At 69.4% G+C, this 11,295-nt stretch carries 13 protein-coding genes; 5 read left to right on the top strand and 8 right to left on the bottom strand.

The window, feature by feature from the left end:
• Positions 1-133: 133 nt before the first annotated feature.
• From dapB to hrcA, 5 genes are all read right to left on the bottom strand, one after another.
• Complete coding sequence (gene dapB, locus ACW5DW_RS06730) at positions 134-841, bottom strand: 4-hydroxy-tetrahydrodipicolinate reductase (RefSeq protein ID WP_457017988.1); 708 nt, start codon at positions 839-841, stop codon at positions 134-136.
• Positions 842-887: 46 nt separating this feature from the next.
• Positions 888-2,021, bottom strand: coding sequence for a molecular chaperone DnaJ (gene dnaJ / locus ACW5DW_RS06725; protein WP_457017987.1), 1,134 nt, complete (start codon positions 2,019-2,021; stop codon positions 888-890).
• 114 nt (positions 2,022-2,135) lie between these two features.
• Positions 2,136-4,049: a molecular chaperone DnaK gene (dnaK, locus tag ACW5DW_RS06720; protein WP_457017986.1), complete on the bottom strand. Its 1,914-nt coding sequence runs from the start codon at positions 4,047-4,049 to the stop codon at positions 2,136-2,138.
• 132 nt (positions 4,050-4,181) lie between these two features.
• The gene (gene grpE, locus ACW5DW_RS06715) at positions 4,182-4,688 is read right to left on the bottom strand and encodes a nucleotide exchange factor GrpE (RefSeq protein ID WP_457017985.1); all 507 of its coding nucleotides are present in this window, start codon (positions 4,686-4,688) and stop codon (positions 4,182-4,184) included.
• Between the two features lie 45 nt (positions 4,689-4,733).
• Positions 4,734-5,792, bottom strand: a complete 1,059-nt coding sequence (gene hrcA, locus ACW5DW_RS06710; protein ID WP_457017983.1) for a heat-inducible transcriptional repressor HrcA — start codon at positions 5,790-5,792, stop codon at positions 4,734-4,736.
• A 173-nt stretch (positions 5,793-5,965) separates the two neighbouring features.
• Between hrcA and recN the strand changes: the two genes are divergently transcribed.
• The 3 genes from recN to ACW5DW_RS06695 all read left to right on the top strand — a co-directional run bounded on the left by recN (position 5,966) and on the right by ACW5DW_RS06695 (position 9,062).
• On the top strand, positions 5,966-7,636 hold the full coding sequence (gene recN, locus ACW5DW_RS06705; RefSeq protein ID WP_457017982.1) for a DNA repair protein RecN: 1,671 nt from the start codon (positions 5,966-5,968) through the stop codon (positions 7,634-7,636).
• Positions 7,637-7,857: 221 nt separating this feature from the next.
• A complete protein-coding gene (locus ACW5DW_RS06700) occupies positions 7,858-8,376 on the top strand; it encodes a response regulator (RefSeq protein ID WP_457017981.1) in 519 nt (172 codons plus the stop codon).
• The gene (locus ACW5DW_RS06695; protein WP_457017980.1) at positions 8,373-9,062 is read left to right on the top strand and encodes a sensor histidine kinase; all 690 of its coding nucleotides are present in this window, start codon (positions 8,373-8,375) and stop codon (positions 9,060-9,062) included. The genes ACW5DW_RS06700 and ACW5DW_RS06695 overlap by 4 nt, the downstream gene beginning before the upstream one ends.
• Positions 9,063-9,120: 58 nt before the next feature.
• On the opposite strand, the gene ACW5DW_RS06690 is transcribed toward ACW5DW_RS06695, so the two are convergent.
• Entirely contained in the window at positions 9,121-9,525 is a 405-nt protein-coding gene (locus ACW5DW_RS06690) for a Fur family transcriptional regulator (protein WP_457017979.1), read from the bottom strand.
• A gap of 119 nt (positions 9,526-9,644) precedes the next feature.
• Here ACW5DW_RS06690 and ACW5DW_RS06685 point away from each other — a divergent pair, with 119 nt between their 5' ends.
• Complete coding sequence (locus ACW5DW_RS06685) at positions 9,645-10,034, top strand: outer membrane protein assembly factor BamE (protein ID WP_457017978.1); 390 nt, start codon at positions 9,645-9,647, stop codon at positions 10,032-10,034.
• A 19-nt stretch (positions 10,035-10,053) separates the two neighbouring features.
• Here the strand turns inward: ACW5DW_RS06685 and ACW5DW_RS06680 are convergent, their stop codons facing one another.
• Both ACW5DW_RS06680 and ACW5DW_RS06675 read right to left on the bottom strand, forming a co-directional pair.
• Complete coding sequence (locus ACW5DW_RS06680) at positions 10,054-10,320, bottom strand: RnfH family protein (RefSeq protein WP_457017977.1); 267 nt, start codon at positions 10,318-10,320, stop codon at positions 10,054-10,056.
• 10 nt (positions 10,321-10,330) lie between these two features.
• Positions 10,331-10,759, bottom strand: coding sequence for a type II toxin-antitoxin system RatA family toxin (locus ACW5DW_RS06675; RefSeq protein WP_457017976.1), 429 nt, complete (start codon positions 10,757-10,759; stop codon positions 10,331-10,333).
• A 38-nt stretch (positions 10,760-10,797) separates the two neighbouring features.
• On the opposite strand from ACW5DW_RS06675, the gene smpB reads away from it, so the two are divergent.
• A complete protein-coding gene (smpB, locus tag ACW5DW_RS06670) occupies positions 10,798-11,286 on the top strand; it encodes an SsrA-binding protein SmpB (protein WP_457017975.1) in 489 nt (162 codons plus the stop codon).
• The last annotated feature ends 9 nt before the right edge of the window (positions 11,287-11,295 follow it).

Raw genomic sequence — 11,295 nt, 5'->3', positions numbered from 1 at the left:
CAGACAGAACGCGGCGGGAACTGAACGATTCGCGGGCTGCCACGCTGCGATCCCGGCGTAATCGGGGGATCCCGGGCCGATGTCCGGGCAGGATTTCGCGGCGCCGGGAAGACGCCTAGGGCAGTGACGCGGCCTACAGCAGGTCGCGCACCCGATACAGGCCCGGATCACGGCCGGCGAGACGGCTGGCGGCATGCAGCGCACCGCGCGCGAAGATGTCGCGACTGGTTGCACGGTGAACCAGTTCGATGCGCTCGCCCATCGCTGCGAACTGCACCAGGTGCTCGCCGACGATGTCGCCTGCGCGCAGCGAGGCATAGCGCGGCTGCGCGCCGCCGCGTCCTGCCGCCTCGCCCAGCGAGAGCGCGGTGCCGGAGGGCGCGTCCTTCTTCTGCGTGTGGTGGGATTCGACGATGTCGCAGTCCCAGCCCGGCAGCGCCGCGGCGCTGCGTTCGACCAGTTCCTCGATCACGGCCACGCCAAGACTGAAATTGGATGCCCACAGCACCGGGATCGCCTGCGATGCATCGCGCAGCGCATCACGCTGGGCGTCGGAAATCCCGGTCGTGCCGGACACGAAGGCCGCGCCGCGTGCCACGCACAGCGCCAGCACCGGGTCGAAGCCGTCGGGCAGGCTGAAATCGATGGCGGCATCGAATGCAGGCGCGCCGCCGAGCTCGCTGCTGGCGAAATACGGCACGCCCTCGACCACGCGCTGGCCAATCCGGCGCTGCACCGCCGCCACCACCTGCAGGTTCGGCAGGTCCGCCGCCAGTCGCAGCAGGGCCTGGCCCATGCGCCCGGAGGCGCCGTGGATGAGGAGTCGGACGGGCGTGGTCATGCGCGCAGGCTAGCCGCGCGCAGGGTGCCCGACAAGCCCGCGCGGGTCAGGAGACCATCCGGTCCCAGAAGCCCTTCACGCCGTCGAGGAAGGTGCTCGCCTTGGGCGAGTGCCGGCGCGCGCCGTCGCCGGCGAAGGTCGACTCGAACTGCTCAAGCAGTTCGCGCTGCTCGGGGGTGAGGTTCACCGGGGTCTCAACCACGACCTTGCAGTACAGGTCGCCGGGTGCGCGGCTGCGCACCGACTTGACGCCCTTGTCGCGCAGGCGGAACACCTTTCCGGTCTGGGTTTCGGCCGGGATCCGGATCTCCGCCTCGCCGCCCAGGGTCGGCACGCGCACGCTGTCGCCGAGCGCCGCCTGCGAGATGCGGATCGGCACCTCGCAGTGCAGGTCGTCGCCGTCGCGCTCGAAGAACTCGTGCGGACGCACGCGCACCTCGACATACAGGTCGCCCGGCGGCACGCCCGCGGGCCCGGCCTCGCCCTCTCCTGCCAGGCGGATGCGATCGCCGCTGTCCACGCCCGCCGGCACCTTCACCGACAGCACCTTCTCTTCCTCGATGCGACCGTTGCCGTGGCAGGTCTTGCAGGGGTTGGCGATGGTCTGGCCGCGGCCGTGGCAGTGCGGGCACGGCTGCTGCATCGAGAAGATGCCGCGCTGGAACCGTACCTGCCCGCGTCCGTGGCAGGTGTCGCAGGTTTCGAGCTTGCGATCCTCCGAGCCACTGCCGTCGCAGTCCCCGCATTCGGCAAGGGTCGGGATCTCGATGCGCTTCTCGACCCCGCTGACCGCTTCGTCCAGGTCCAGCTCCATCACATAGCCGACGTCGGCGCCACGACGTGGCCCGCCGCGTGCGCCGCCGCCGCCGAAGATGTTGCCGAAGATGTCGCCAAAGATGTCGCCCATGTCGGCGCCGGCGAAGCCCGGCCCGGCATTGCCGCCACCCATGCCGTGTTCGAACGCGGCGTGCCCATGCTGGTCGTACATGCGGCGCTTGCCGCCGTCCGACAACACTTCATAGGCCTCCTTGCACTCCTTGAACGCGGCCTCGGCGGCCTTGTCGCCGGGGTTGCGGTCCGGATGGTGCTTCATCGCGCAGCGACGATAGGCCTTCTTCAGGTCCTCCTCGCTGGCGTTGCGCGCAACGCCCAGGACTTCGTAGTAGTCGCGTTTGCTCATGGTGCGGTGATTGGTGATCCGTTACAGGGTGGTTCGAAAAAAGGTGGCGATCCGGGACGGAAAAAGCGGAGCTTGAAGCCCCGCTTCTTCCACGCAAGCATCACCCGTGGGCGGTCACGGCTTCTGCTCGTCCTTGACCTCGGTGAACTCGGCGTCGACCACGTCGTCGCTGGCCGACGCGGGGCCGGCACCGGCATCGCCTGGCTGCTGGGCCGCGGACACTGCGGCGAACAGGGCCTGCGCGGCCTCCTCCAGTGCCTTGGTGCGGGTCTCGATCTGCCCCTTGTCGTCACCCTTCATGGCGGTCTCGACATCGGCGATCGCCGACTCGACCCGGCCAATCACGTCGCCCGGCACCTTGTCGCCGTTGTCCTTGATCGCGCCGCGGGTGCTGTGCACCAGCGCGTCGGCCTGGTTGCGCGCGCCGACCAGCTCCTGGAACCTGAGGTCGTCCTCGCGGTGCGCCTCGGCGTCGGCGACCATCCGCTGGATCTCGTCGTCCGACAGGCCCGAGCCGGCCTTGATCTCGACCTTCTGTTCCTTGTTGGTCTTCTTGTCCTTGGCGGTGACGTGGACGATGCCGTTGGCGTCGATGTCGAACGACACCTCCACCTGCGGCATGCCGCGTGGCGCCGAGTCGATGCCGGTCAGGTCGAAGCGCGCCAGCGACTTGTTGAAGCGCGCCTGCTCGCGCTCGCCCTGCAGCACGTGCACGGTGACCGCGGACTGGTTGTCCTCGGCGGTGCTGAAGGTCTGCGAGGCCTTGGTCGGGATGGTGGTGTTCTTCTCGATGATCTTGGTGAACACGCCGCCCAGGGTCTCGATGCCCAGGCTCAACGGAGTCACGTCGAGCAGCAGCACGTCCTTGACCTCGCCAGCCAGCACGCCGCCCTGCACGCCCGCGCCGATGGCGACGGCCTCGTCCGGGTTGACGTCCTTCTTCGGCTCCTTGCCGAAGAACTCCGCCACCGCCTGCTGCACCTTGGGCATGCGGGTCTGGCCACCGACCAGGATCACCTCGCTGATGTCGGATGCGCGCAGGCCGGCGTCGTTGAGCGCGACCTTGCACGGCTCGATGGTCTTGCGCACCAGGTCCTCGACCAGCGCCTCGAGCTTGGCGCGGGTGAGCTTGATGTTGAGGTGCTTCGGACCCGAGGCGTCGGCGGTGACGTACGGCAGGTTGACCTCGGTCTGCTGCGCGGTCGACAGCTCGATCTTGGCGCGCTCGGCCGCGTCCTTCAGGCGCTGCAGGGCAAGTGGATCCTTGCGCAGGTCCAGACCGGAGTCCTTCTGGAACTCCTCGACCAGGTAGTCGATGACGCGCTTGTCGAAGTCCTCGCCACCGAGGAAGGTGTCGCCGTTGGTGGCCAGCACCTCGAACTGCTTCTCGCCGTCGACTTCAGCAATCTCGATGATCGACATGTCGAAGGTGCCGCCGCCGAGGTCGTACACGGCGATCTTGCGGTCGCCGCCGCCCTTGTCCAGGCCATAGGCCAGGGCGGCCGCGGTCGGCTCGTTGATGATGCGCTTGACGTCGAGGCCGGCGATGCGGCCGGCGTCCTTGGTCGCCTGGCGCTGCGAGTCGTTGAAGTAGGCCGGGACCGTGATCACCGCCTCGGTGACCTTCTCGCCCAGATAATCCTCGGCGGTTTTCTTCATCTTCTCCAGGATGCGCGCGGACACTTCCTGCGCCGAGAGTTTCCTGCCGTCGCTGGTCTGCACCCAGGCGTCGCCGTTGTCGTGCGCGACGATGTCATAGGGCACCAGGTCGAGGTCCTTCTTGACCTCGGCATCGGTGAACTTGCGGCCGATCAGGCGCTTGACCGCGTAGAACGTGTTCTTGGGGTTGGTGACGGCCTGGCGCTTGGCGGACGCGCCGACCAGCACCTCGCCGTCCTTGGTATAGGCCACGACGGACGGCGTGGTGCGATCACCCTCGCTGTTCTCGATGACCTTGGCCTTGCCGCCGTCCATGATCGCCACGCACGAGTTGGTCGTGCCCAGGTCGATGCCGATGATCTTTGCCATGGTGGGTTCCCTCTGGAATCTTCGTCAGGTGGCGGCGATGCCGCCGATGGTGCGTATCTGGGGTGTCGAGCCCTTCCCTTCAAGGGCCAAGGGCGCGCCTTCCCCTCGGCGGGGAAGGCGGAAAGCAGGACGTCAGTCCTGTTTCGCGACCGACACCAGGGCCGGGCGCAGCAACTGCTCGTTGAGCAGGTAGCCCTTCTGGAACAGCTGGAACACGCTGCCCGGGGCGACGTCGGTCGTCTCGACCGCGCTCATGGCGTTGTGCTTCTCCGGGTCGAAGCCATCGCCCGCTGCCGGGGCGACCTCGACCAGGCCGTTGTTGCCGCACACGCGGGTCAGTTCGCGCAGGGTCAGCACCACGCCGTCGCGCAGCGGATCCTCGGCCGGGGCGGTGTTGAGCGCGGCCTCCAGGCTGTCGAACACCGGCAGCAGGTCGCCCAGCAGTTGCTTGTTGGCGAAGCGGCAGGCGTTGCGCACGTCGCGCTCGAGGCGCTTGCGCTGGTTTTCCATGTCGGCGCGGTCGATCAGCGACTGTGCGCGCAGTTGTTCAAGCTCGCCTTCGAGCGCCTGGATGCGGTCGTCGGGGGTATTCAATTCTTCAGCCGCGGGCGCGGCATCCTGCATCGGTTCCGTGGTCATGTTCCTGGGGCTGGTAAGGCGGTCGCAGGGCCGCCGACCCCGCAGCTATGGGGTCGGCGGATCCGGATTCAAGGCGGCGCCCAGCAGCTCGGCGGTCGCCTGCACCACCGGAATCACCCGGTCGTAGGCCATCCGGGTCGGGCCGATCACGCCCAGCACGCCCAGCACCTTGCCACCCGCGCCGTAGGGTGCGGTCACCAGCGAAACGCCCTCCAGCGGCGCCAGCCCGGTTTCCTCGCCGATGAAGATGCGCACGCCCGGCGCCTTGATCGTGCGCTCCAGCAGCTGCAGGATCTCGCGCTTGCGGGCGAAGGCCTCGAACAGCTCGCGCAGGCGGTCGAGGTCGGACAGGTCCTGCACGCCGATCAGGCGGGTCTGGCCGGCGACCAACATGTCGTCGTCGTCGACCGGCGCCAGCGCCTGCTCGGCCAGCTCGACCGTGTGCGAGAGCAGCGCCTCCATCTCGCTGCGCGCGGCCTGCAGCTCCCGCACCAGGCTGGCGCGGATGTCGGCGACCTGGCGGCCGGCGAAATGGGCGTTGAGGTAATTGGCCACCCGCTCCAGCTCCGAGGCCTCGTAGGGCCGGCGGGTCTGGATGATGCGGTTCTGCACGTCGTTGTCGGAGAACACCAGGATCGCCATGACCCGCTGCGCGTCGAGCGGGACGAAGTCGATGTGGCGGAAGGCGAACTGCTCGCGGCGCGGCACCGAAACCACGCCGACAAAGTGGGTCATCGCCGACACCAGTTCCGAAGCGCTGCCCAGCAGCGACTGGGTGCCGCCGCCCGCGGCCAGTTCGCCGCGCAGGCGGGCCATTTCGGCATGGGCCAGCGGCTGCAGCTGCAGCAGCGAGTCGACGAACACGCGGTAGCCCTGCGCGGTGGGCACCCGCCCGGCAGATGTGTGCGGCGCGGCCAGCAGCCCCTGCTCCTCGAGGTCGGCGAGGATGTTGCGGATCGTCGCGGCGCTGACGTCCAACCCCGCGTGCCGGGCCAGCGTCTGCGAGCCCACCGGCTCGCCGTCGCGGATGTAGCGCCCGATCAGCGTACGCAGCAGCTGGCGCGCGCGCAGGTCGAGTTTTTTGCCGGGCAAGGATGCGGACATGGACCGATTAGATCGCCGATGCGCGCAAGGGCGCAAGCGGCCTGCGCACCGGGCCAGCCGTGGTCCTGCGCCGGCGCGGCAGTGGGCGGCCCGACGGGTGCGGACTTTCCCGACCCGCATCCGGCGCCTTTGCGTCTCGGCTGTTGCGACTGCGCGCACTACAATGCGCGGCCATGCTCAAACGCCTGACCCTCCGCGATTTCGCCGTCGTCCCCGAGTCCGAACTCGAGTTCGGCCCGGGCATGACCGTGATTTCCGGCGAGACCGGCGCGGGCAAGTCGCTGCTGGTCGATGCGCTGGGCTTCCTGTCGGGCCTGCGCGCCGATGCCGGCATGGTCCGCCACGGCGCCCAGCGCGCCGAGCTGCACGCCGAGTTCGATCCGGCCGCGGTGCCGTCCGCCCTGGCCTGGCTGCACGAACAGGAGTTCGACGACGGCACGGCCTGCACCCTGCGCCGCACCCTGCGCGCGGACGGCGGTTCGCGCGCCTGGATCAACGGCCGCCCGGCCACCCTGGCCCAGCTCTCGCAGCTGGCCGGCCTCCTGGTCGAGATCCACGGCCAGCACGAGCACCAGGCGCTGATGGAAAAGGCCAGCCAGCTCGCCCTGCTCGACGCCTTCGGCCGCCACGAGCCACAGCTGGCCGCGGTGCGCGGGGCGGCGGCCGCCTGGGCTGCGCTGCTGCGCGAGCGCGACGCCCTGTCCAAGACCGGCGACGTGTCCGAACGCATCGACTGGCTTGGCCACCAGCTCGCCGAACTCGAGCGAGAGGACCTGCGCCCGGAGTCGATCGAGTCGCTGGTCGCCGGCCATCGCCGCCAGGCACACGCGGCCGGGCTGATCGCGGCCTGCGACGACGCGCTCGACGGCCTGGCCGGCGACGATGGTCCCGCGCTGGTGCGCCGCCTGCAGCAGCTGCGCGGCGGGCTGTCGCGCGAGCGTGCGCACGAACCGCGGCTGGGCGAGGTCGATGCCATGCTCGACTCGGCCGCCATCCAGCTCGACGAGGCCACCCTGCTGCTGCAGCGGGTGCGCGACGAGCTCGACATCGATCCAGCCCAGTTCGAGGCGCTGGACGCAACACTGGCGCGGCTGCACGAGCTGTCGCGCAAGCATCGCGTGTCGCCCGGGGAACTGGCCGGTCAGCAGGCCGCGTTCACGGCCGAACTCGAGGCGCTGCGCGATGCGGGCGTCCGCCTGGCATCGCTCGAGGGCGAGATCGGCAAGGCCGCGGCGCTCTGGCGCAGCGCTGCCGACGCCCTCGGCAGCGTGCGCGCCGACGCGGCTGCGCGGCTGTCGCAGGCCACCACGACGCTGATTGCCGAGCTTGGCATGGGCGGCGGCGTGTTCGAGGTGGCGCTGGAACCCGTCGATGCCGGCCGCCCCGATCCGCAGGGCGGCGAGCGCGTGGAGTTCCTGGTCTCGGCCAACGCCGGGCAGCCGCCGCGCCCGCTGCGCCGCGTCGCCTCGGGCGGCGAACTGTCACGCGTGTCGCTGGCCATCGAGGTCGCGGCGCTCGGATCGGACACGGTGCCGACGATGGTCTTCGACGAGGTCGATTCGGGCATCGGCGGCGCGGTTGCCGAGATCGTCGGCCAGAAGCTGCGCGCCCTGGGTGCACGCTGCCAGGTGCTGTGCGTGACCCACCTGCCGCAGGTCGCCGCGCAGGGCCATGCCCACTACCTGGTCAGCAAGGCCGATCTCGACGGGCAGACCCGATCCGGCGTGCGCCGCCTCGATGCCAGGGAGCGCCAGGAAGAGCTGGCGCGCATGCTCGGTGGAGTGGAAGTGTCGAAGGAAGCGCGCGCGGCGGCGAGGCGGTTGCTGGCCAGCACCTCGGATTGAGGCGACGCCGGCCGGGCTGAGCCTTCTTCGCAACAGAACGCTCGGTACCAGGCGGGCCAGAGATGCTGCGCGCGAACCCTCCAACAGACCCGGCAGGCCGCCGGTCGATCGTGCCTTCCTGCCCCGGCCACCACCGTGATGAAAGCGTGAGCGCTGCCACGCCGCGCCGGCGTATCGTCGCCGGCTGAATGGCGATCCACGGCGGGATGGTGACTCACACGATGCAGGCACTCGATGGTGCGCCCGCCGACCTGCCCGGCAGGTCCGACGATGCGATGCGCATGATGCTGTCCGCGCTGCAGGCGGTCGCACAGGGCGACTTCGGCATGGAACTGCGCGGCCACTGGGAGGGCCTCGAAGGGCACCTGGCCGACGCCTTCAATACCGTGGTGCGCAGCAACCGCGAACTGGCGCGCGAACTCGCCCGCCACGAGGTCGCGCAGGTCTACGATCCGGAACAGGTCGAGGCCGAAGTCGAGCGCTTCGCACCGCACCTGGTCTTCCTCGATATCGGCATGCCCGGACGCAGCGGCTACGAGATCGCGCGCAGCCTGCGGCAGCGGCATGCCGCGTCGGCTCTCGGCATCGTCGCCGTCACCGGCTGGGGGCACGCGGAAGACCGCAGCCGCAGCCGCAGCCGCAGCCGCGAGGCCGGTTTCGACGAACACCTGGTCAAGCCGCCGCAGCTCGACGCGATTCGGCGCCTGTGCGCCGCGGGGGGACGGGACACGCAGCCGTGAGCGCACTGATTGCCAGGACCTGGATGGACCGCGTCGCGCACGACCTGCGCGGGCCGCTGGCGCCGATGCAGACCGCGGTCTACCTGCTGCGCGACCCGCGCATCGCCGACGGCCAGCGCGACGAGCTGCTCGCAGTGCTGGAGCGGCAGATCCAGCGGCTGGGCGGCATGATCGATGAGTTCAGCGACCTGGGGCGGGCCGGTACCGGCCAGTTGCTGGTCCGACGCGAAACGATCGACGTCGAGCTGCTCGTGTCGGACACCGCCAGCCGCCTGCAGGCCAGGGCGCCACGGGTCAGCTGGGGGCCGGAGGTGCAGGGCCTGGAGATCGAAGGCGACGTGCTGCGGATCGCCCAGTTGTTCCACACCCTGCTTGGAATGCAGCTGTCGCGCGTTCAGCCCGAGCCGGTGCAGGCCCGGCTCGAGCTCGCGCGCGGGCGTCTGCGCATGACCTGCGCGCTGCAGTGCAGTGGTGTTTCGGATGCGCTGATCGCAGCGCTGCTGAGCTCGCCGCATCCGGACCCACCGGACGACGCGCTCGGGCTGGGCCTGATGATCGCGGTCGCGATTGCAGAAGCGCACGGCGGCAGCCTTCAGGGGCGCGCCGGCGCCGGGGACACCGTGGAGCTGGTGCTCGAACTACCCTCGGGTCGCGCCGTGCCCGCCGACGTACCGGCGCAGGGCTAGGATCGGGGAGGCACGCCAGCCTGCCCGGTGCCGGGCGCTGCCGAGGGCGCTGCCGTGTTCAGCGTTGCTTGCGCACGTACAGAACCAGCGAGTGCTCGTCGAGGATATAGCCGTGCTCGCCCGCGATCCGGTTGATCAGGGCGACGATTTCCGGACTCTCGAATTCGGTGATCTGGCCGCTGCCCATGTCGACCATGTGGTAGTGGTGGTCGCCGCGGTCGAGCTCATACAGGGCGTGGCCGCCCTCGAAATTGTGCTTGCTCACCAGGCCCGCGGCCTCGAACTGGGTCAGCACCCGGTACACCGTGGCCAGGCCGATCTCGTCGCCCTGGTCGAGCAGTTGGCGATAGATGTCTTCCGCCGTCATGTGCTGGCGCGGGTTCTTCTGTTCGAGCAGTTGCAGGATGCGCATGCGCGGATGCGTCACCTTCAGCCCGGCCTTGCGCAGGTCCATCGATTCCATGGGTACTCCAATCACATCCGATCTGGCGCCCAGCTGACTGGAAGCCCGGTCGCGGTGGCCTTCGGAGTGTATCATCGGGACAATTGCAGCCCCGGTTCCGCAGGCCCCGTTCTATGCCCATGTCCCGCCTTCTGTTCGCCGCCCTGGTCGCCATCGCCACGGCCGGCTGCGGCATCCTCTACAAGCAGCCGATCTACCAGGGCAACCTGATCGAACAGTCCGCCGTCGAACAGCTCCAGGTCGGCATGGACAAGCAGCAGGTGGTGTCCCTGCTCGGCTCGCCGTCGATCACCGATCCGTTCCACCACCAGCGCTGGGATTACGCCGCCACGCAACGCATCAACCGCCGCGGCCATACCGAGGTGAAGACCCTCACGCTGTGGTTCGAGAACGATGCGCTGCAGAAGTGGGATGGCGAATACTTCGCCGAGCAGGACAAGGAATTGTCCGAGCGCATGCGCCGTTTCGGCAACCTGCCCAAGGAAAAGGGCAAGCAGGGACGCCGCTAGAAAGTCCGCTCGCCGCGGCTCAGCGCCGGCCAGCGCGGTCGGCCTGCACCCGGGCCCGGCGGCGACGACTGTCCTTGGGGTCGGCCAGCAGCGGGCCCAGCAGTTCGAGACGGTCGCCCTCGTGCAGCGGCGCGTCCTGCTCCACTCGTTCGCCGTGGACCGCGAAACCCGCCACGCCATCGCGCGGCAGCCGCGTGAGGGCCAGCGCATCGGCCACGGTCGCGCCCTCGCCCAGCTCCAGCTCCTCGCTCTCGAAGCGCTCGGGCCAGGCGCGGATCAGTTGCACCCGCACCGCCTCAGGCTTCCGCGTCCGCCACGCGCACGAAGTCGTCGACCATGCGGTCAGCCAGCCCGCGCAGTCCCAGCGACAGCACCGGCAGCATCAGGCTGCTCTTTGGCTCGAAATCGAGCGACAGCGACACCTTGCAGGCGCTCTCGTCCAGGGCATGGAACTGCCAGCGCCCGTGCAGCCGCTTGAAGGGGCCGTCGCGCAGCTCCATCTCGATATGGTGCGGCGGCGCAAGCGTGTTCTCGGTGGTGAACCAGGTCCCGAACCCGCCGATGCCCAGCTCCAGCCTGGCCAGCACCCGCGCCTCGCCCGCTTCGAGCACCTGGGCGTCCTCGCACCAGCCGAAGCGGCGGGGATAGGCGGCGATGTCGTTGACCAGCGCAAACATCCGGCTCGCGGAATGTTCCACCAGGGCGCTGCGTTGGATCGTGGGCATGGCTCGCGCGGCTGACCTGCTTCGGGGACAATGGCGGAATGGGCAAGAACAGCGGCAAGGATAAGGCAAACGGCGACCGGACCATCGCGCTGAACAGGCGCGCACGCCACGACTACCAGCTCGACGAGCGCTTCGAGGCGGGCATGGCGCTGCAGGGATGGGAGCTCAAGGCGATCCGCGCCGGCCGCGCCAACATCGGCGAAAGCTATGCGATGGTCCGCGATGGAGAGCTGTTCCTGTACGGCGCGCAGATCACGCCGCTGATCCAGGCGTCGACCCATGTCATCGCCGAAGCCAAGCGCAGCCGCAAGCTGCTGCTGCACCGGCGCGAGATCGACAACCTGATCGGCCGCGTGCAGCGCGACGGCTACACCCTCGTCCCCACCGCGATGTACTGGAAGGGCAACAAGGTCAAGCTCGAGATCGCGCTCGCCAAGGGCAAGCAGAGCCACGACAAGCGGCAGGCGTCGAAGGAGCGCGACTGGGACCGCGACCGCCAGCGCGTGATGCGCGCCCACAACAAGTAGTGACCGGCG

The sequence above is a fragment of the Luteimonas sp. A482 genome, assembly GCF_054072655.1.
This window is presented reverse-complemented; position numbering and strand designations above follow the sequence as displayed.